The sequence below is a fragment of the Streptomyces sp. NPDC088254 genome (assembly GCF_044740925.1).
Classification (GTDB): domain Bacteria; phylum Actinomycetota; class Actinomycetes; order Streptomycetales; family Streptomycetaceae; genus Streptomyces.
In genome coordinates, this window is record NZ_JBIURQ010000010.1 from 238,384 (window position 1) to 257,313 (window position 18,930).

The following is an 18,930-nucleotide window of genomic DNA, read 5'->3' on the forward strand; positions in this document are numbered from 1 at the left end:
TTCGGTCAGGCCTCCGTTCCGGTGCTCTCAGCCGGAGCAGCCGCGGGGGCCTCGGCCTTGGGGGCCTCGGCGCCGGCAGCCTGCTGCGGCTTGCGACCGCGACCGCCACGCTCGCCACCGCGGCCACCACGGGCCGGGCGGTCGGCGCCGCCACGGGCCGGGCGGTTGCCGGCGCGGGCAGCAGCGTTCTCGGCGCGGACCTCGGCGATGTTCTTGACGTCGCCCTTGTAGATCCAGACCTTCACGCCGATGCGGCCGAAGGTCGTCTTGGCCTCGAAGAAGCCGTAGTCCACGTTCGCGCGGAGCGTGTGCAGGGGCACACGGCCCTCGCGGTAGAACTCCGAGCGGGACATCTCGGCGCCACCGAGGCGGCCGCCGCACTGGATCTTGATGCCCTTGGCGCCGGCCTTCATGGCGGACTGCATGCTCTTGCGCATGGCCCGACGGAAGGAGACGCGGGAGGAGAGCTGCTCGGCGACGGCCTGAGCGACCAGCTGAGCGTCCGTCTCGGGGTTCTTGACCTCGAGGATGTTCAGCTGGACCTGCTTCTTGGTCAGCTTCTCCAGGTCGCCGCGGATGCGGTCGGCCTCCGCGCCGCGACGGCCGATGACGATGCCCGGCCGGGCGGTGTGGATGTCGACGCGGACACGGTCACGGGTGCGCTCGATCTCCACCTTCGAGATGCCGGCGCGCTCCATGCCGGACGTCATCATCCGACGGATGGCGACGTCTTCCCCGACGTACTCCTTGTAGGACTTGTCGGCGTACCAACGCGACTTGAAGTCGGTCGTGACACCGAGCCGGAACCCGTGCGGGTTTACCTTCTGGCCCATTACCGGGTCCCTTCCTTGCTGCTGACGACCACGGTGATGTGGCTGGTCCGCTTGCGGATCCGGTAGGCGCGGCCCTGGGCGCGCGGACGGAACCGCTTCAGGGTCGGGCCCTCGTCGACGTAGGCCTCGGAGACGTAGAGGCTGTCGGCGTCAGTGTGGTCGTAGTTGTGCGCGGCGTTGGCGATGGCGCTGTCCAGCACCTTGCCGACCGGCACGCTCGCGGCCTGCGGGGCGAAACGCAGGACCGCCTGAGCCTCCGTGGCGTCCATGCCACGGATAAGGTCCACCACGCGGCGGGCCTTCATGGGCGTGACGCGGATGTACCGCGCCTGGGCCCTGGCTTCCATGGTTGTCCTTCCAGTGTCTGTCATGGTCATTCCACCCCGCTACTAGCGGCGCTTCGACTTCCGGTCGTCCTTGACGTGACCCCGGAAGGTGCGCGTCGGCGAGAACTCGCCGAGCTTGTGGCCGACCATCGACTCGGTGACGAACACCGGAATGTGGGTCTTGCCGTTGTGCACCGCGATCGTGTGGCCCAGCATGCTGGGAGTGATCATCGAGCGACGGGACCAGGTCTTGATGACGTTCTTGGTACCGGCTTCGTTCTGGGCGTCCACCTTCTTCACGAGGTGGCCGTCGACGAAGGGTCCCTTCTTGAGACTGCGCGGCATCTAAACCCGCTCCTAGCGCTTCTTGTTCGTCTTGCGGCGGCGGACGATGTACTTGTTCGAAGCCTTCTTCGGCGAACGAGTACGACCCTCCTTCTGACCCCAGGGGCTGACCGGGTGGCGACCACCGGAGGTCTTGCCCTCACCACCACCGTGGGGGTGGTCAACCGGGTTCATCGCCACACCGCGAACGGTCGGGCGGACGCCCAGCCAGCGCTTGCGGCCGGCCTTGCCCCAGTTGATGTTGCTCTGCTCGGCGTTGCCGACCTCGCCGACCGTGGCGCGGCAGCGCTGGTCGACCAGGCGGATCTCACCGGACGGCATGCGCAGGTGGGCCATCGAGCCCTCCTTCGCGAGCAGCTGCACCGAAGCGCCGGCGGAGCGGGCGAACTTGGCGCCGCCACCGGGACGGAGCTCGATCGCGTGGATCGTGGTACCGACCGGGATGTTGCGGAGCGCCAGGTTGTTGCCCGGCTTGATGTCGGCCCCGGGACCGTTCTCGACGCGGTCGCCCTGCTGCAGGTTGCGCGGGGCGAGGATGTAGCGCTTCTCGCCGTCGGCGTAGTGCAGCAGCGCGATGCGCGCGGTGCGGTTGGGGTCGTACTCGATGTGCGCGACCTTCGCCGGCACGCCGTCCTTGTCGTGACGACGGAAGTCGATCACGCGGTAGGCGCGCTTGTGGCCACCGCCCTGGTGGCGGACGGTCACACGACCGGAGTTGTTACGGCCACCCTTGCTGTGCAGGGGGCGGACCAACGACTTCTCCGGCGTGGACCGCGTGACCTCGACGAAGTCGGCGACGCTGGAGCCACGACGGCCCGGCGTAGTCGGCTTGTACTTGCGGATTCCCATTTTTCAGTCCTCGTCCGATATCGGACGATCCGGACCGCCCTCAGGCGGTCGGACCGCCGAAGATGTCGATACGGTCGCCCTCAGCAAGGGTCACGATCGCTCGCTTGGTGGCGGCACGCTGGCCGAAGCCCGTGCGGGTCCGCTTGCGCTTGCCCTGGCGGTTGATCGTGTTGACCCCGGTGACCTTGACCGAGAAGACCGCCTGGACGGCCTGCTTGATCTGGGTCTTGTTGGCGTTCGGGTCGACGATGAACGTGTACTTGTTCTCGTCGAGGAGCGCGTAGCTCTTCTCCGACACGACCGGCTTCAGCAGCACGTCACGGTGGTCCGTGTACGCCTTGCTGGGCGCGGTGACGACGGTGTTCTTGCCCTCGGCGGCGTGGCGGCGGGCCTTCTTCAGGCGCGCTTCCTTGGCCTTCTTGGCAGCCTTCGAGGCGATAGCGGGGTGACGGATAGCCATCAGACCTCGCTCCCTTCGGTGTCGTTGGCCTTGTTCGGGCCGGCGACGAAGGACTCGAAAGCGGCCTGGGTGAAGACCACATCGTCCGAGACGATCACGTCGTACGTGTTCAGCTGGCCCGGCTCCAGGATGTGGACCTGGGGCAGGTTGCGGGCGGACAGCCACGCGGCCTCGTCGGCGCGGTCGACGACCAGGAGCAGGTTCTTGCGCTCCGAGATCTTGCCGAACAGCGACCGGGCGGCCTTGGTGGAGGGGGTCTCGCCCTCGATCACGCCGGTGACGACGTGGATGCGGTTGTGGCGGGCCCGGTCGGTGAGGGCGTGACGCAGCGCGGCAGCCTTCATCTTCTTCGGGGTCCGCTGCGAGTAGTCACGCGGCACGGGACCGTGCACGACGCCACCGCCGGCGAACTGCGGCGCGCGGGTCGAGCCCTGACGGGCGCGGCCGGTGCCCTTCTGGCGGTACGGCTTCTTGCCGCCACCACGGACTTCACCGCGGGTCTTGGTCTTGTGCGTGCCCTGACGGGCAGCCGCGTTCTGCGCGACGACGACCTGGTGGATCAGCGGGATGCTGACCTTCTCCACGCCGAAGATCTCCGCGGGGAGCTCGACGCTACCGGTCTTCTCGCCGGCAGGCGAAAGGATGTCAACAGTGCTCATCGGTTACCTCAGGCCCCCTTGGCCGCGGTGCGGACCAGGACGAGGCCGCCGTTCGGACCCGGGACAGCGCCCTTGATGAGCAGCAGACCCTTCTCCGCGTCAACGGCGTGGACGGTCAGGTTCTGGGTGGTGACGCGCTCGTTGCCCATGCGACCCGCCATGCGGAGGCCCTTGAACACGCGGCCCGGGGTGGCGCAGCCACCGATGGAACCGGGGGAGCGGTGCTTGCGCTGGGTGCCGTGTCCGGCGCCGAGGCCACGGAAGTTGTGGCGCTTCATGACGCCGGCGAAGCCCTTGCCCTTGCTCTTGCCGGTCACGTCGACCTTGACGCCGGCCTCGAACACCTCAGCGGTGATCTCCTGGCCGAGCGTGTACTCGGAGGCGTCCGCGGTGCGGATCTCGACGAGGTGACGACGGGGGGTGACGTCGGCCTTGGAGAAGTGGCCCTTGAGGGGCTTGTTCACCTTGCGCGGGTCGATCTCGCCGAAGGCGATCTGAACCGACTCGTAGCCGTCGACGTCGTTCGTACGGACCTGGGTGACGACGTTGGGGCCGGCCTTGACGACGGTGACCGGAACAACACGGTTGTTCTCGTCCCACACCTGCGTCATGCCGAGCTTCTCGCCCAGGATGCCCTTGATCTGCTTTGCCATCTCTCAGATCACCGGCCTCAGAGCTTGATCTCGATGTCGACACCGGCCGGGAGGTCGAGTCGCATCAGAGAGTCAACGGTCTTGGGGGTCGGGTCGAGGATGTCGATCAGGCGCTTGTGCGTGCGCATCTCGAAGTGCTCGCGCGAGTCCTTGTACTTGTGCGGCGACTTGATGACGCAGTACACGTTCTTCTCAGTGGGCAGCGGCACCGGGCCCGCGACCGACGCACCAGTGCGGGTCACCGTCTCGACGATCTTCTTCGCCGAGGAGTCGATGACCTCGTGGTCGTAGGCCTTGAGCCGGATGCGGATCTTCTGTCCCGCCATGGCTACTCAGTAGTCCTTTGTCTCGTTTAACGCTCTGGAACCCGGTGGCCCGTGACCCGCTCCTCCGACCCACGCGGTCGGGTGTGTCGCGCCCCCGCTGACACAGATGCCCCTTGTTCGAGCATCCCTCGTCGGGAAACGCGGCCCTTCCGGAACCGCAGGCCGGGGGCGGAAGCCCACCGGGTGCCTGGCCAGTGGCGCACTGACACTTCCCGAAAGATTCCCGTACGTCCGCTCCAGCGCTGCCATGAGGCAGTTGGGGCGACGAGTACTGTGGGACTCGCTTCCGGTCCTCCCGGCGGGAGGCGCGCAGCATCAACACTCGACCGAGCAACCCCGCTAGTCTGCCATACGGGGCGGGATCCACGCCAATCGAGCCGGAGAGAATACCCCGGACGTGACGCAGGTCAAACAGGCGCTCCCTTGACGGCGGGTGGGGCGGGCGCGGAGTGGGGCCGGAGCGGCCTCGGTGATCGTCTTTCTGCAGGTTGTGTGCAAGCGGTGCGCAACCCAGGTGTATGCCGGGGTTGGGCGCTTTCCCGCCGCCCTCGGTCGCCATAATCATGCGCATGTCTGAGCACGGGGGCGGGGCGAACGAACCGCCGGAGAAGAAGATTCCGAGGTCGAGGCTCGACGACTACGCGGAGATGGCGGTGCCGCCGCGGAAAGAGCCGGCCGCAGGACGGCCCCCGTGGCCTGATCCCGGCGCCGAGCCGATCCCTGAGGCACCCGAACCGGCCCCCGCCCTCGACGATCCCGAGGCCGAGGCCCGTCGGCAGCGGTTCCTCGAGGTGCTGGAGGAGTTCCGACGCACGCCGGTGCTGGTGCCATTGGGGGACGGGCCCGGCCCCGACCACGAACGGGGCCTGCTCACCGCCGACTTGAACGGCGTCCGGTTCATCCTGGCCTTCTCCGACGGGCCGGCCCTGGCGCGCTACGCCCAGGCACGCGGCGAGTACCACCGCGAGTGGGTCTACCAGACGATCCTCGGCGCCCGCCTGCTGGACGTGGCGGTGCCCGCGGCGGGCGTGCCCTGTGGAGTGGCGCTGGACTGCGCGGACGGCCCGGACGGCGTGGTGTTCCCACCCGTGCGGGGTGTCGTACCGGACGAGGTCGCCGTCGACCGTGAAGAGGGGGAGGTCGCGTGAACGAGGATGGCGTGCCGGTGAGCGGTGGTGGGTTCCCGGTGACCGGCGGGTGGGTTCCGCGGCAGGGCGGCGGGGTTCCCGATCTGAAGGCGGTGGGCCTGGACTTGGTGGCCAAGGGGCTGACGGAGGCGCTCGGTGAGCTGAAGGAACTGGGCATGGTCGGCATGGCCGGGGCCGGGCGCGGTTTCGGTGACATCGCCCTGACCGGGCTGGATCTGGGGCACGAGGGCCTGACGGAGACGTTCGGGTCGTTCTGCGAGCGCTGGGAGTGGGGGGTGCGCTCGCTGGTCAACGAGGGCAACGCGTTCGCGGTCAAGACCGGCCTGGCGGCCGGCACGCTCCACGAGACCGAGGAGTACGTCGAGGGCACGTTCAAGGTCGTCACCAACGCCGCGATCGGCAACCCGTACGCCTCCGAGGACGAGGTCACGCGGATGGGCTGGGGCGACATCGCCGAGTCGGGTGTGTGGGGCGGCAACGTCGACTACAGCCAGGAGTCCTGGGACCGGGCGGGCGAGAACATCAAGCAGGGCTGGAAGGACGCCGGCCGGGACGTGATGACCTCGCGCACCGTCGGCCCCCTGGGCCTCAACCCGGAGAACCTGCACGAGACCTTCGGGGTGTCCGAGGCCGAGTACGGCCGGATGCTCGACGACACCTTCGGTCCCTCGCCCGAGGCGCGCACGCAGGCCGAGGCCGCCCGGCAGCAGGCCGGGGGTGAGCGGTAGTGGGGATCGTCGACGACATCAAGGGCGGCCTCAACAGCGGCCTCGAGTACGGCGAGAACCTCATCGACGAGGGCAAGAAGAAGCTCGGCGAGGCCGTCGACTACGGCACCGACAAGCTCGGCGACGGACTCGACTACGTCGGGCTGCACGACGCGGCCGACACCGTGGAGGACCTCGGCGACGAACTCGCCGCCGGCCTGGGCGCGATGCCCGGCGAGCAGCAGCTCGGCGAGAGCGAGCAGGCGGACGAGCTCATCCACGGCAAACCGGCGAACATCCGGGCCAGCGCCAAGCACCTCAAGGACTTCCAGGCCGCCTTCGACAAGGTCGGCGCCGGAATGAAGCAGGTCGACTCCTCCGGCTGGAAGGGCGAGGGCGGCGACGCCTTCCGGGAGAAGTTCGGCGTGCACCCCACGAAGTGGCTCCACGCCGCCGACGCCTGCGAACTGGCCGCCGGGGCGCTGGAGGCCTTCGCCGAGACGGTCACCTGGGCGCAGGCCCAGGCCCAGGAGGCCATCTCCCTCTACAAGCAGGGCAAGAAGGCCTCCGTGGACGCCGTGGAGGCCTACAACAAGAAGGTCGACGCCTACAACGCCAAGATCAAGGCGGACCAGGACCCCGGGCCGCAGCCCGCGCCGTTCCACGATCCCGGCATCGCCGACATCAGGGCCGCGCGGGAGAAACTCGCGCAGGCCCGCAAGCAGCGCAACACCGTCGCCACCGAGACGCAGGCCAAGGTCAAGGCCGCCCTCGCCCACGCCCCCGCCGAACCACCGCCCCTCGACCGGCTCGGCGACAACCTGATCGACGGCTACCAGGCCGTCAACACCGAACTGACCCATGTCATCGGCGGCGCGCTCAAGGGCACCGCCGGCCTGCTCAACTTCGTCCGCGGCCTCAACCCCGTCGACCCCTACAACCTCACCCACCCGGCGGCCTACGTCCAGAACGTCAACATGACGCTCGCCGGACTCGTCTCCACCGCCTCCCACCCCGAACGCGTCGTCCAGGCAACAGTGGACGGCTTCAAGAAGGACCCCTCCGAGTTCGTCGGCCGCCTCCTCCCGGAACTGATCGGGACGAAGGGCGCGGGGCTGGGGCGCACCGCACTGCGCACCGGCCTCAAGGAGGGGTTGGAGGGCAGCGCCGCCCACGGACTGAAGTACGGCGACGAACTCGCCGACGCGCAAAAGGCGGCCAAGGCCGGGGACGCCCCGAAGGACTGGAGCGGCCTCGCCAAACCCACGAATCATGTCTCCGAAAAGGCGATTCACGCCGACTCCGTGGACCCGAAAGCAGCCCAGGAGTTTCTGGACAGCGAATTCCCGTGGCTCAAGGACGTCAACCAGACCGGCATGCCGGGCTACACGCAGAACTGCAGCCACAATGTCGTCGCGGTGGACCGCCGGCTGGACGGGCAAGAGGTGGTCGCGACACCACGGCACCAACCCGACCATGTCGAGCCGTCGTACATCGGCTCCTCCAGGGCCAAGGGTCACTACGACATGGTCAACAGCTACGATGACGTCATCAAGGATCTCCAGGCTCGCGGAGATGGCTCCCGCAGCGTCATGTACGTCAGCCGCCCGGACGGCTCGGCGCACGTATTCAACGCCGTGAACACGAAACACGGCGTCGTGTTCCTCGATGGCCAGAGCGGCACGCTCGGAGTACTTGAGAAGAACGTCTCGTCCATAGGGCACATTCCATATCGTGACGGAGTCAAATAAGTGCTGACCAAAGAAGAGGCCGTCTCGGCGGGATCGCATTTCCTGAGGACGCTGGCATACCCGGAGCGTGCCGGGTCCGTCGTGATGCTTCCCGATACGGCCCTCGAATTCCCCTTCGGCTGGACGGTGCGATTCGATTTCCAGGAGCACATCGACACGGGGAATCCCGCGGCAGCGCCGTTCGCCTCGGTCGTCGTCGTCCCCCACTCCGGCGCGGCGCACTTCCCTCCGACCCACCTCCCCGTGGCGGACTACATGGAGCTGTGCGCCACGGGCAACTGGCCCCCCAGGAAGGGATAGCGAGGTGTCCCTCCCCCACGATCGCGCCGCTGCCTGGCTGAACGCCACGTACCGGGGTCTGGTCGAACTCTCCGCACCCCGGCCTGTTCACGAGTCCTACACCGCCTGGGTGTTCTCCTGCCGGACCCTGGCCCAGCCGGGCTATCCGGCCACGCCCATGCTCGCGGCCTCGGTCGTCGTCCCGAAGGACGGCAGCTCCCCCTTCCACCCGTCGACCAGCAACCCCCTCGCGGACCTGGAGCCGGCTGATCCCCAGGAGGCGGTCGGCAGGGTCGCCCATCAGGCCCGGAGGATCAATGCACGCGGTTGCCTCGTGGCCGTGCACTCCGCCATCGAGCGCGCCCCGTCGGTGCCGTTGCCCTGGCAACCGTCCGACGAGGCACCCGGCTGGTGGGAAAGACTGACGCGGCGCTACTTCCCTGCGTTCCGGCAGGTTGCCGTGAGCGACTGGGATTCCGTGATCAGGGCCGTGGCCGAGCCGGGTCCCCATACCCGGGGAGTGGTCTGGGTACGCCGCGAGCTGGGCGGGGCCGAGGCGACCGGGAATCTGCTGTACGCGCACAACAACAACGGCCAGGTGGTCCTCGTGGACGGCGTGACGTCGTCCCTCGCCCGGCTCGACACGGACATCGTTCGCGAGCTGGTCCTCCTGCGGTCCTCGCCCGAGGCGCACACGCCCCCATGGCAGACATGGGAACGGGAGGCGCACGACTTCGAGTCCGCGGCCGCCAAGGCCCGGTTCTGGCTCGAGGACGCCTACCACGGGCAGGTCGTCCTCGACGCGCCGACTCCGCAGGACGAGACCCGGCGCGGCTGGGTCTTCTCCTGCAACACCGTCCGCTTCCTTCGCGACGGCCAATGGCAGGACGCCCTCCTCGACGCAACCCTCGTCGTCCCCAAGGACGCCACCGCGCCGTTCGGTCTGCCCAACTCGGATCCCTGGGCCTGGCTGGCCCGTTGGGACGCCGGCGAGAACCCCGGCGCGGCGGACTTCCCCGTACCGCCCGCGCCCGGCCGTGCGTCCTGGTTCCAACCGACGCTCTCGGAGCTGGGGTCGGTCATCTCCGTCTCCGAGCACCAGGACTGGCCGGGCGCGTTCGAAGCCCTGTCCGCCCTGCCCGACGAAGCGCGGGCCCTGGTCTGGGTGCGCCGCACCGACGGCCGCTCGCGTGAAGCGGTGGGGTGGTTGGTGACCGCGCGCAAGCTCGCGGGCGGCGTCATGCTGATCGACGGCGCGACCGGAGCCCCCGCGGCACCGGACCCGACGGGAGTCCACCGCCTCCACGTGATCCGCTACCGCTGAGCAGAGCAGGGCGTTCAGGGAGGTGCGGCTCGGCGGCGACCTGGCGCCGAGCCGCACTCTCCGCACGTCACGGACGACGTCTGGACCCCGACGCGGCGAACTCGTACGGCCGGGAAGCCAGAAACGGACGCATTTGGAACCGCAACCGAAGAAGAATCCCCGTTTCGAGGCCGGCATGGCGTTCGCGGTGACGGGCGGGCCGCCTCGCTACGCCCGCCACACAGGCAAGCCGGTCGTGTACCTGACCGTGGCCGACACCGATGACCGGGTGATCGGCTACGTGTGGGCCAACGACGAGGACCAGGCCGGAGGCGTCCGGATCCGCAGCGACGCGAGCCCAGCGGCCCGCAACGAGTTCGGCATGTGGGGCGACCGACTGCGCGACGCCAAAGGACGAGGCATCGCCCCCACGCAGGCCCTCGCCGACATGATCCGCGACTCGCCCTTCAGCCCCCGGAGTCATGTCGTCCCCGGCTCGCTCACCGAGGCGCCGAGCATCATCGTCGTCGACGATCTCGCCGGGAAGGAATGGCGCCTGGACCGGGTCAAGTACGGCGCGTCGGGCACCATGAGTAGGCGTCCCGATGCCGCCGGATCACCGATGCCGGTGGACTGGACCCATGACGATGAAGGCCGCAGTCACCCAGCTTCCCGCACCTCACACAACGTGGTGGAGGGCCCCGTTCGCGACCTCCGTTCTCGACTGCCGGTTCTCGCGATGGAGTACGCCAGCGTCCGGAGCCACGACGGCATGGGGGAGTACGGAGGCCTGATCTACACGGCTCTGGCGCTGTACGCCCTCGCCTGGGTCCTGCCGCACCGCCTCTCGCTGCGGATGCCCCGCATCCTGGCGGCCGGCGCGGCACTGCTGATCACACTCTTTCCGGTGGCGCTCCTGGTGCTGCTGGCCACGATGGTCTCCGCCTGACGTACGACTCGTCTCCACCGCCTCCCACCCCGAACTCGTCGTCCAGGCAACGGTGGACGGCTTCAAGAACTCTCCGCACCCTGGCCGGACACGCCCATGCTCGCCGCCTTGGTCATCGTCCCGAAGGACGGCAGCTCCCCATTCCACCCGGCCGCCGCCGATGATGTCCGGAGGATCAACGCACGCCGTTGCCTCGTGGCTGACGGGCCCTGGTCTGGGTGCGCCGCACCGGCGGCTGCTCGCGCGGAGCGGTGGGGTGGCTGGTGACCGCACACAAGGTCGCGGGCGGCGTCATGCTGGTCGACGGCGCGACCGGAGCCCCCGCGGCACCGGACCCGACGGGAGTCCACCGCCTCACGTGATCCGCTACCGCCGAGCCGGGGCGCAACATCTTCGACAAACTCGGTCTGCACACCAGCGACGCCGACCACCGTCGCGTCCTCGCGGTCCTCGCGTACCTGCGGCGCTGACGCCCGGCCCACGCGAAAGGGCCCGTACGACCGGAGTCGTACGGGCCCTTTCAGGTCAAGTGACCTTCAAGCAAGCGGGACTTACTTGTTGATCTTGGTGACCTGGCCGGCGCCCACGGTGCGACCACCCTCGCGGATGGCGAACTTCAGGCCCTCCTCCATGGCGACGGGCTGGATGAGCTCCACCTTCATCTCGGTGTTGTCACCCGGCATGACCATCTCGGTGCCCTCGGGGAGGGTCACGACGCCGGTCACGTCCGTCGTACGGAAGTAGAACTGCGGGCGGTAGTTGTTGAAGAACGGCGTGTGGCGGCCACCCTCGTCCTTGGACAGGATGTAGGCCTGCGCCTCGAACTCGGTGTGCGGGGTGACCGAGCCCGGCTTGATGATGACCTGGCCGCGCTCGACGTCCTCGCGCTTGATGCCGCGGAGCAGCAGACCGACGTTCTCACCGGCCTGGCCCTCGTCGAGCAGCTTGCGGAACATCTCGATACCGGTGACCGTGGTGGTGGTCTTCTCGGTCTTGATGCCGATGATGTCGACGGTCTCGTTGACCTTCAGGACACCACGCTCGATACGGCCGGTGACGACCGTACCGCGACCGGTGATCGTGAAGACGTCCTCGATGGGCATGAGGAACGGCTTGTCGACGTCGCGCTCCGGCTCCGGGATCGCGCTGTCGACGGCGTCCATGAGCTCCAGGACGGACTGGCCCCACTTGTCGTCGCCCTCGAGCGCCTTGAGCGCCGAGACCTTGACGACCGGGACGTCGTCGCCCGGGAACTCGTACTCGGAGAGGAGCTCACGGACCTCGAGCTCGACGAGCTCCAGGATCTCCTCGTCGTCCACCATGTCGGCCTTGTTCAGGGCGACGACGATGTACGGAACGCCGACCTGGCGGGCCAGGAGCACGTGCTCCTTGGTCTGCGGCATCGGGCCGTCGGTGGCGGCGACCACGAGGATCGCGCCGTCCATCTGCGCGGCACCGGTGATCATGTTCTTGATGTAGTCCGCGTGACCCGGGCAGTCGACGTGGGCGTAGTGACGCGCCTCCGTCTGGTACTCGACGTGCGCGATGGAGATGGTGATACCGCGCTGGCGCTCTTCGGGAGCCTTGTCGATCTGGTCGAAGGCCGAGGCCTCGTTCAGGTCCGGGTACTTGTCGTGCAGCACCTTGGTAATGGCGGCCGTGAGGGTCGTCTTACCGTGGTCGATGTGACCGATGGTGCCGATGTTGACGTGCGGCTTAGTCCGCTCGAACTTCGCCTTCGCCACTGGGGTCCTCCTGTGGAGTGGTTCTGTACGCCTTGCTTCAACGGCGCCAGGTGATCTTTGCTGGGAAGCCCGGGCCCAGGGGCAAACATCCGGGAATGCGGTTGTTTGCCCCGTGAGGCTCCGGAGTCAAGCCTAAAGCGTGTGAACGCGGTGCGTTACTCGCCCTTGGCCTTCGCGATGATCTCCTCGGCGACGTTCCGCGGAACCTCGGCGTAGGAGTCGAACTGCATCGAGTAGCTTGCGCGACCCGACGTCTTGCTGCGGAGGTCGCCGACGTAGCCGAACATCTCCGACAGGGGCACGAGACCCTTGACGACGCGGGCGCCCGCACGCTCCTCCATGGCCTGGATCTGGCCACGGCGGGAGTTGATGTCGCCGATGACCTCACCCATGTAGTCCTCGGGCGTGGTGACCTCGACGGCCATCATCGGCTCGAGCAGCACGGGGCTGGCCTTGCGCGCGGCCTCCTTGAAGGCCTGCGAACCGGCGATCTTGAACGCGAGTTCGGAGGAGTCGACCTCGTGGTAGCCACCGTCGATGAGCGTGACGCGGACGCCCGTCATCTCGTAGCCGGCCAGGATGCCGAACTGCATGGCCTCCTGCGCACCGGCGTCCACCGAAGGGATGTACTCCTTCGGGATACGGCCACCGGTGACCTTGTTCACGAACTCGTAGGAGGCGTCTCCGCCTTCGATCGGCTCGATCGCGATCTGCACCTTGGCGAACTGGCCGGTACCACCAGTCTGCTTCTTGTGCGTGTAGTCGACGCGCTCGACGGCCTTGCGGATCGTCTCGCGGTAGGCGACCTGCGGCTTGCCGACGTTGGCCTCGACCTTGAACTCACGGCGCATACGGTCGACCAGCACCTCGAGGTGCAGCTCGCCCATGCCGCCGATGATGGTCTGGCCGGTCTCCTCGTCCGAGTGGACCTGGAAGGACGGGTCCTCCTCGGCCAGGCGCTGGATGGCGACACCCAGCTTCTCCTGGTCGCCCTTGGACTTGGGCTCGATGGCGACCTGGATGACCGGCGCCGGGAAGTCCATGGACTCCAGGATCACCGGGTTCTTGTCGTCGGACAGCGTCTCACCGGTGGTGGTCTGCTTCAGGCCCATGACGGCGACGATGTCGCCGGCGCCCACCGACTCGATCTCCTCACGCTTGTTGGCGTGCATGCGGTAGATCTTGCCGATGCGCTCCTTCTTGCCCTTGACGGAGTTCAGCACGGCGGTGCCGGACTCCAGGCGGCCCGAGTAGACCCGGACGAAGGTGAGCTTGCCGAGGTGCGGGTCGCTCATGATCTTGAACGCCAGGGCGGACAGCGGCTCGTCCTCGGACGGCTTGCGCTTGATCACGACCTCGGGGTCCTTGACGTCGTGGCCCTCGATGGCCTCGACGTCCAGCGGGGTCGGCAGGTAGCGCACGACCGCGTCGAGCAGGGGCTGGACGCCCTTGTTCTTGAACGCGGTGCCGCAGAACACGGGGGTGACCGTGGTGTCGCTCGACTTGCCGGACGCGATGGTGATGCGACGGATCGCGGCGTACAGCTGCTCCACGGTGGGCTCCTGGCCCTCCAGGAACAGCTCCATGATCTCTTCGTCGTTCTCCGCGACGGCCTCGACGAGCTTGTTGTGCCACTCCTCGGCAGCCTCGGTGTGCGTGGCCGGGATGTCGACGACGTCGTACATCTCGCCCTTCGCGGCCTCGGCGGACCACACGAGCGCCTTCATGCGGACCAGGTCCACGACGCCCTTGAAGTCGGCCTCGGCGCCGATCGGCAGCTGCATGACGAGCGGCTGGGCGCCCAGGCGGTCCGAGATCATGTCCACGCAGCGGTGGAACTCGGCGCCGGTGCGGTCCAGCTTGTTGACGAAGCAGATGCGGGGCACGCCGTAACGGTCGGCCTGACGCCACACCGTCTCGGACTGCGGCTCGACACCGGCGACACCGTCGAACACCGTCACGGCACCGTCGAGCACACGCAGGGAGCGCTCCACCTCGACGGTGAAGTCGACGTGACCCGGGGTGTCGATGATGTTGATGGTGTAGTCGTTGTCCTCGAGCGGCCAGTGACAGGTGGTCGCAGCAGACGTGATCGTGATGCCACGCTCCTGCTCCTGCTCCATCCAGTCCATCGTGGCGGCGCCGTCGTGGACCTCACCGATCTTGTACGAGACGCCGGTGTAGAACAGGATCCGCTCGGTGGTGGTCGTCTTGCCCGCGTCGATGTGGGCCATGATCCCGATGTTGCGGACCTTGGCCAGGTCAAGTGAAGTGGTAGCCATAAGGCTTCAGTCTTCTCTCGGTCTCGATGTGGGTAGCGACTACCAGCGGTAGTGCGCGAAGGCCTTGTTGGACTCGGCCATCTTGTGGGTGTCCTCACGCTTCTTCACAGCGGCGCCGAGGCCGTTGGACGCGTCGAGGAGCTCGTTGAGCAGGCGCTCGGTCATGGTCTTCTCGCGACGGGCGCGGGAGTAACCGACCAGCCAGCGCAGCGCCAGGGTGTTGGCACGACCGGGCTTGACCTCGATCGGGACCTGGTAGGTGGCACCACCGACACGGCGGGACTTGACCTCGATGGTCGGCTTGATGTTCTCGAGCGCGCGCTTCAGCGTGATGACCGGGTCGTTGCCGGTCTTGTCGCGCAGGCCCTCCATGGCACCGTAGACGATGCGCTCGGCGGTCGAGCGCTTGCCGTTCAGCAGCACCTTGTTGATGAGGGAGGTCACCAGAGGAGAACCGTAGACCGGGTCGATGATGACCGGGCGCTTCGGGGCGGGGCCCTTACGAGGCATTCTTACTTCTCCTTCTTGGCGCCGTAACGGCTGCGGGCCTGCTTGCGGTTCTTGACACCCTGGGTGTCGAGGGAGCCGCGGATGATCTTGTAGCGAACACCCGGCAGGTCCTTCACACGGCCGCCGCGCACGAGCACGATGGAGTGCTCCTGCAGGTTGTGTCCCTCACCCGGAATGTAAGCGGTGACCTCGATCCCGCTGGTCAGACGCACACGCGCGACCTTACGCAGGGCCGAGTTCGGCTTCTTCGGGGTGGTCGTGAACACACGCGTGCAGACGCCACGACGCTGGGGCGAACCCTCGAGTGCGGGCGTCTTGTTCTTCTCGACCTTGTCCTGCCGGCCCTTACGGACCAGCTGCTGGATCGTAGGCACTACTTCTCCGGTTTCTGTGTGCCGAGTTGTACAGCTAACCTGGAACTTCGCCGACCCACGCGGTCGGGTGTGTCGAATCCGGCGGACTTCCGCCGCGAGGCAGAGAGACGCAGATCACAGTGGCCGCTCACGGACCCAGCGGTGCGGTTCATGGCACGCACGAGGGCCAGGGCACACCCCAGGCACAAGGTCTGAGCGTACCGAGCGCAACCACTCCGGTCAAAACAGAGGCGGTACACCCGACCGGCCGAGGTCACCTTCCCGGGCTCGGTCATCTCTGTGATGTCCGCGGCGCGGGGCCGCTCCCGACCCCCGCGGAGTCGCCGTCGGAGTACGCCGTGTCCCCGCCCACGAAGTACGTGGGCCGATTCTGCACCGCCGTGTAGATACGGCCCACGTACTCGCCCAGCAGGCCCACGCAGACCAGCTGCACCGCGCCGATGAACAGCACGCCGGTGAAGAGCGAGGTCCAGCCGGGCACGGTGTGGTCGAACGCGTGGGCGGCGAGGGTGTAGACCATCAGCCCCAGGCAGACCAGGAAGGCGAAGCCGCCCAGCCAGGTCGCGATGCGCAGCGGGGCCGCGGAGAAGCCGGTGACGCTGTCCACGGCGAGCCGGATCATCCGCCCCAGCGGGTACTTGCTGACGCCCGCCGGACGCGGGGCGCGCTCGTAGGTGACCCGGCCGCTGGGGAAGCCGAGCCAGGGCACCAGGAGGCGGTAGACCCGCTGCTGGTCCGGCAGGGCCTTGAGGGCGTCCACGGCGGCCCGGCTGAGCAGCCGGAAGTCGCCGGCGTGCGCGGGCACCGAGGGGCCGGCCAGCCGGCGCACCAGGCGGTAGTAGAGGCCGGCGGTCCACCGCTTGAAGCCGGTGTCGCTGGCCCGGTCGGCGCGGATGCCGTAGACGATGTCGAGGTTCTCGCCGCGGGCGAGCGCGAGCATCTCGGGGATCTTCTCGGGCGGGTCCTGGAGGTCCGCGTCCAGGCTCACGACGTACGCCCCGAGCGCCCGGTCGAGTCCCGCGGTCAGGGCGGCCTGGTGGCCGGAGTTGCGGCGCAGCCGGATCACCCGCAGTTCCGGCCAGCCCAGCCGGAACGCGGCGAGCAGTTCGGCCGTGCGGTCGCCGCTGCCGTCGTCGACGGCGACCACCTCGTAGCCGACGCCGAGGGAGGCCAGGACCGGGCGAAGCCGGGTGACCAGCGCGGGAAGGACCTCTTCCTCGTTGTACATGGGGACGACGACCGACAGGACGGTCGGCGCGGCCGTCGCGGCTGTGACACCCGTGGGTAGGACGTCCATGGGATCCCTCGCTTCAGTCACCCGCCCGTCCCCCGACCTGTGGCGTGAATGTGCGACTCTGGTGTGATCTTACGACTGACACTTCACGACCATCCGGACAGTGGTTCCTCGGGGATCCGATGGTCGGGGCCGAGGAGGGTCCACACTCATGAGCACGGCTTCCAGCAGCGCGGCGACGGATCCCGCCGTGCCCGGCGAGCAGGAGGCGCGGCCCCCGAGACTGAGCCGCCTCACCCTGCCGGCCGGTGTACGACCGTACCGCGCCCCGCTGCTCCTGTACGGCGTGACCAAGCTCGTCGGTCTCACCGTCTTCGCCGTGCTGCTGGAGGCCGCCGGGGACTACGAGAAGAAGGAGCCGCGGTTCGGCGGCGGCGCCCACTGGTGGGACGTGCTCGGCACCTGGGACGGCTGGTGGTACCTCCAGGTCGCCGAGAAGGGGTACGACCCGCGGCCCCTGGAACGGCTCGCGTCGGGCGGCCTGTTCACGGTGAAGCAGAACTCCGTCGCCTTCTTCCCCCTCTACCCCGGCCTGATCAGGGGCGTCTCCGAGGTCACCGGACTCGGTCTGTTCGGCTCCGGGCTGCTCGTCTCGGTGGTCGCGTCCTTCGTGGCGGCGGCCGGGATCTACGCCGTGATCTCCACGCTCGCCGGCGTCCGGGCCGGCACGATCGCCGCCGGGCTGTGGGCCGTGGCGCCCGGTGCGGGCGTCGAGTGGGCGGTGTACTCGGAGTCCCTGTTCGTGGCGATCGCGACCTGGTGCTGCTACTGCGTGATGAAGCGCCGCTGGGTGGCCGCGGGGCTGCTCGCCTTCGTCGCGGGACTGAACCGGCCTACGGCCGCCGCGCTCATCGGCGCGGTGGGGCTGGCCGCGCTGGTGACGCTGGTCCGGCGGGAGAGCCGGCGCGAGCACGGGGTGGCCGGCCCGCTGTACGCCATGTTCGCCGCGCCGCTCGGCCTGATCACGTACATCACCTGGGTCAGCCTCAACATGGGCTCCTTCACGGCGTACTTCACGCTCCAGCGTGAAGGGTGGGCGCACTACTTCGACTTCGGCGCCTACACGCTCGACGTCCTCGGCAACATCGCCGTCGGGCACGACCACTACCTGTTCTCGTTCACCACCTCCGACCTCATCGCCGTCCAACTGGTGCTGGCGCTGCCGTTCCTGATCGCGCTGATGCTGCGCAGGAAGCCGCCGCTGGTGCTGGTCGCGTACACGCTGGCGAGCATCGTGACCGTGCTCGGCACCCAGCAGATGTTCGGCAACACCCCGCGCTATCTCCTGCCGGTGTTCCCGCTGCTGCTCGGCCCGGCGGCCGCGATGAGCCGGCTGAAGTGGCCGAGCCTGACGGTGTTCTTCACCACGGCGGCGCTGGCGTCGGGCTGGTACGCGCACTACGTGATGTTCGAACTGGGCATCCCGTAGCGGCCGGTGGCTCCCGTTGACGGCGGGGGCCTCCCCTGACCTGCCGGGGGCGTGCTCAGCCGTTCGAGGACGAGCCCACGGCCAGCAGCATGATCGCCAAAAGGAACACCCAGCCCGCCACCGCCAGCCAGCCCAGGATCAGTCCGGCCAGCGCGAGCCCGTCACCGCCCTCCCCCGTGCGGCGGATCTCCGCGCGCGCAGAGTGCCCGAGGATCACCGCGGGGATGCCGGTGATGCCCGCCGTCATCGTGGTGAGCACACCGCAGACCATGGCGCCGATCGCCTTGCCGTTCGTGGGCGGCGGCGGGGCGGGCAGGAACGTGCGCGGGACCGCCGGGGGATAGGCCTGGAACGCCGGCTGGACGGGCACGGGCCCTTGCGGGAGGTCGGCCACGACGAGGGACAACTCCCCCACCGTGCGGGCCTGATAGACCCGCGCCACCCGCTTGTCCAGCTCGGCCTGCTGCAGGCGTCCCTCTGCGAAACCGGCTCTGAGCACGTCGACGGCGCGCTCGCGGTCCGCGTTCGCGGCCAGCATCGACGGGCTGCTCTGGCCCTGCCACGGCTGCCATGGCGACGGAAACGACACGGGCACCTCACCTCCCCCGGACAGGCATGAATGCCTCCATCATTCACCTACGCTCGGCGCGGCGCGATGGTTCCCCCCTCGTACGGTCCCGTCGGAACCCGTGCGACGGCAGGGCGGAC

The 18,930-nt window shown here is 68.4% G+C and carries 21 protein-coding genes; 7 read left to right on the forward strand and 14 right to left on the reverse strand.

What is annotated here, in order from left to right; all coding sequences use genetic code 11:
- Positions 1-5: 5 nt before the first annotated feature.
- From rpsC to rpsJ, 8 genes are read right to left on the reverse strand one after another with little or no spacing between them, the layout of a single operon-like run.
- Entirely contained in the window at positions 6-833 is an 828-nt protein-coding gene (gene rpsC, locus ACIOC0_RS28150) for a 30S ribosomal protein S3 (protein ID WP_130441059.1), read from the reverse strand.
- The gene (gene rplV / locus ACIOC0_RS28155; RefSeq protein WP_030174537.1) at positions 833-1,180 is read right to left on the reverse strand and encodes a 50S ribosomal protein L22; all 348 of its coding nucleotides are present in this window, start codon (positions 1,178-1,180) and stop codon (positions 833-835) included. The genes rpsC and rplV overlap by 1 nt, the downstream gene beginning before the upstream one ends.
- Before the next feature lie 42 nt (positions 1,181-1,222).
- The gene (rpsS, locus tag ACIOC0_RS28160) at positions 1,223-1,504 is read right to left on the reverse strand and encodes a 30S ribosomal protein S19 (protein ID WP_130441057.1); all 282 of its coding nucleotides are present in this window, start codon (positions 1,502-1,504) and stop codon (positions 1,223-1,225) included.
- 12 nt (positions 1,505-1,516) lie between these two features.
- The gene (rplB, locus tag ACIOC0_RS28165; protein WP_030788280.1) at positions 1,517-2,353 is read right to left on the reverse strand and encodes a 50S ribosomal protein L2; all 837 of its coding nucleotides are present in this window, start codon (positions 2,351-2,353) and stop codon (positions 1,517-1,519) included.
- Positions 2,354-2,393: 40 nt separating this feature from the next.
- Positions 2,394-2,813, reverse strand: a complete 420-nt coding sequence (rplW, locus tag ACIOC0_RS28170) for a 50S ribosomal protein L23 (protein ID WP_351094523.1) — start codon at positions 2,811-2,813, stop codon at positions 2,394-2,396.
- Positions 2,813-3,472 carry a 50S ribosomal protein L4 gene (rplD, locus tag ACIOC0_RS28175; RefSeq protein ID WP_130441053.1) on the reverse strand — a complete coding sequence of 220 codons (660 nt, stop codon included), beginning with the start codon at positions 3,470-3,472 and terminating at the stop codon, positions 2,813-2,815. Before rplD ends, rplW begins: the two co-directional genes overlap by 1 nt.
- A gap of 8 nt (positions 3,473-3,480) precedes the next feature.
- A complete protein-coding gene (gene rplC, locus ACIOC0_RS28180) occupies positions 3,481-4,125 on the reverse strand; it encodes a 50S ribosomal protein L3 (protein ID WP_351094526.1) in 645 nt (214 codons plus the stop codon).
- Between the two features lie 17 nt (positions 4,126-4,142).
- Entirely contained in the window at positions 4,143-4,451 is a 309-nt protein-coding gene (rpsJ, locus tag ACIOC0_RS28185) for a 30S ribosomal protein S10 (protein WP_003948644.1), read from the reverse strand.
- Between the two features lie 569 nt (positions 4,452-5,020).
- Here rpsJ and ACIOC0_RS28190 point away from each other — a divergent pair.
- The 6 genes from ACIOC0_RS28190 (at position 5,021) to ACIOC0_RS28215 (ending at position 10,588) form a co-directional block, all read left to right on the forward strand.
- On the forward strand, positions 5,021-5,599 hold the full coding sequence (locus ACIOC0_RS28190) for a hypothetical protein (protein ID WP_402158547.1): 579 nt from the start codon (positions 5,021-5,023) through the stop codon (positions 5,597-5,599).
- Positions 5,596-6,327 (forward strand): hypothetical protein, encoded by a 732-nt coding sequence (locus ACIOC0_RS28195; RefSeq protein ID WP_402158549.1) that lies wholly within the window; start codon positions 5,596-5,598, stop codon positions 6,325-6,327. Before ACIOC0_RS28190 ends, ACIOC0_RS28195 begins: the two co-directional genes overlap by 4 nt.
- Positions 6,327-8,057: a putative T7SS-secreted protein gene (locus tag ACIOC0_RS28200; protein WP_402158551.1), complete on the forward strand. Its 1,731-nt coding sequence runs from the start codon at positions 6,327-6,329 to the stop codon at positions 8,055-8,057. The genes ACIOC0_RS28195 and ACIOC0_RS28200 overlap by 1 nt, the downstream gene beginning before the upstream one ends.
- On the forward strand, positions 8,058-8,357 hold the full coding sequence (locus tag ACIOC0_RS28205) for a YrhB domain-containing protein (RefSeq protein WP_402158553.1): 300 nt from the start codon (positions 8,058-8,060) through the stop codon (positions 8,355-8,357). It abuts the gene before it with no gap.
- A 4-nt stretch (positions 8,358-8,361) separates the two neighbouring features.
- Entirely contained in the window at positions 8,362-9,660 is a 1,299-nt protein-coding gene (locus tag ACIOC0_RS28210) for a YrhB domain-containing protein (protein ID WP_402158555.1), read from the forward strand.
- 133 nt (positions 9,661-9,793) lie between these two features.
- Positions 9,794-10,588 carry a hypothetical protein gene (locus tag ACIOC0_RS28215; RefSeq protein ID WP_402158557.1) on the forward strand — a complete coding sequence of 265 codons (795 nt, stop codon included), beginning with the start codon at positions 9,794-9,796 and terminating at the stop codon, positions 10,586-10,588.
- A gap of 551 nt (positions 10,589-11,139) precedes the next feature.
- Here the strand turns inward: ACIOC0_RS28215 and tuf are convergent.
- From tuf to ACIOC0_RS28240, 5 genes are all read right to left on the reverse strand, one after another.
- Positions 11,140-12,333, reverse strand: a complete 1,194-nt coding sequence (tuf, locus tag ACIOC0_RS28220; RefSeq protein ID WP_130441043.1) for an elongation factor Tu — start codon at positions 12,331-12,333, stop codon at positions 11,140-11,142.
- A 155-nt stretch (positions 12,334-12,488) separates the two neighbouring features.
- Positions 12,489-14,615 (reverse strand): elongation factor G, encoded by a 2,127-nt coding sequence (fusA, locus tag ACIOC0_RS28225; RefSeq protein WP_130441041.1) that lies wholly within the window; start codon positions 14,613-14,615, stop codon positions 12,489-12,491.
- A gap of 39 nt (positions 14,616-14,654) precedes the next feature.
- Positions 14,655-15,125, reverse strand: coding sequence for a 30S ribosomal protein S7 (gene rpsG, locus ACIOC0_RS28230; RefSeq protein WP_130441039.1), 471 nt, complete (start codon positions 15,123-15,125; stop codon positions 14,655-14,657).
- A gap of 2 nt (positions 15,126-15,127) precedes the next feature.
- Positions 15,128-15,499 carry a 30S ribosomal protein S12 gene (gene rpsL / locus ACIOC0_RS28235; RefSeq protein WP_003948652.1) on the reverse strand — a complete coding sequence of 124 codons (372 nt, stop codon included), beginning with the start codon at positions 15,497-15,499 and terminating at the stop codon, positions 15,128-15,130.
- A 271-nt stretch (positions 15,500-15,770) separates the two neighbouring features.
- The gene (locus ACIOC0_RS28240; RefSeq protein ID WP_402158560.1) at positions 15,771-16,796 is read right to left on the reverse strand and encodes a glycosyltransferase family 2 protein; all 1,026 of its coding nucleotides are present in this window, start codon (positions 16,794-16,796) and stop codon (positions 15,771-15,773) included.
- Between the two features lie 148 nt (positions 16,797-16,944).
- On the opposite strand from ACIOC0_RS28240, the gene ACIOC0_RS28245 reads away from it, so the two are divergent.
- The gene (locus tag ACIOC0_RS28245; protein ID WP_402158562.1) at positions 16,945-18,222 is read left to right on the forward strand and encodes a hypothetical protein; all 1,278 of its coding nucleotides are present in this window, start codon (positions 16,945-16,947) and stop codon (positions 18,220-18,222) included.
- Positions 18,223-18,277: 55 nt separating this feature from the next.
- On the opposite strand, the gene ACIOC0_RS28250 is transcribed toward ACIOC0_RS28245, so the two are convergent.
- Positions 18,278-18,811 carry a DUF1707 and DUF4190 domain-containing protein gene (locus ACIOC0_RS28250; protein ID WP_402158564.1) on the reverse strand — a complete coding sequence of 178 codons (534 nt, stop codon included), beginning with the start codon at positions 18,809-18,811 and terminating at the stop codon, positions 18,278-18,280.
- Positions 18,812-18,930: the final 119 nt, after the last annotated feature.

What these genes read in the sequence shown, in the direction of transcription:
- fusA (WP_130441041.1), bottom strand. Translation starts at nt 14,615, where the DNA reads ATGGCTACCACTTCACTTGACCTGGCCAAGGTCCGCAACATCGGGATC.
- rplC (WP_351094526.1), bottom strand. Translation starts at nt 4,125, where the DNA reads ATGGCAAAGCAGATCAAGGGCATCCTGGGCGAGAAGCTCGGCATGACG.
- rpsG (WP_130441039.1), bottom strand. Translation starts at nt 15,125, where the DNA reads ATGCCTCGTAAGGGCCCCGCCCCGAAGCGCCCGGTCATCATCGACCCG.
- rplB (WP_030788280.1), bottom strand. Translation starts at nt 2,353, where the DNA reads ATGGGAATCCGCAAGTACAAGCCGACTACGCCGGGCCGTCGTGGCTCC.
- ACIOC0_RS28245 (WP_402158562.1), top strand. Translation starts at nt 16,945, where the DNA reads ATGAGCACGGCTTCCAGCAGCGCGGCGACGGATCCCGCCGTGCCCGGC.
- rpsS (WP_130441057.1), bottom strand. Translation starts at nt 1,504, where the DNA reads ATGCCGCGCAGTCTCAAGAAGGGACCCTTCGTCGACGGCCACCTCGTG.
- ACIOC0_RS28240 (WP_402158560.1), bottom strand. Translation starts at nt 16,796, where the DNA reads ATGGACGTCCTACCCACGGGTGTCACAGCCGCGACGGCCGCGCCGACC.
- rpsJ (WP_003948644.1), bottom strand. Translation starts at nt 4,451, where the DNA reads ATGGCGGGACAGAAGATCCGCATCCGGCTCAAGGCCTACGACCACGAG.
- ACIOC0_RS28190 (WP_402158547.1), top strand. Translation starts at nt 5,021, where the DNA reads ATGTCTGAGCACGGGGGCGGGGCGAACGAACCGCCGGAGAAGAAGATT.
- rpsC (WP_130441059.1), bottom strand. Translation starts at nt 833, where the DNA reads ATGGGCCAGAAGGTAAACCCGCACGGGTTCCGGCTCGGTGTCACGACC.
- rplD (WP_130441053.1), bottom strand. Translation starts at nt 3,472, where the DNA reads ATGAGCACTGTTGACATCCTTTCGCCTGCCGGCGAGAAGACCGGTAGC.
- rplW (WP_351094523.1), bottom strand. Translation starts at nt 2,813, where the DNA reads ATGGCTATCCGTCACCCCGCTATCGCCTCGAAGGCTGCCAAGAAGGCC.
- rplV (WP_030174537.1), bottom strand. Translation starts at nt 1,180, where the DNA reads ATGGAAGCCAGGGCCCAGGCGCGGTACATCCGCGTCACGCCCATGAAG.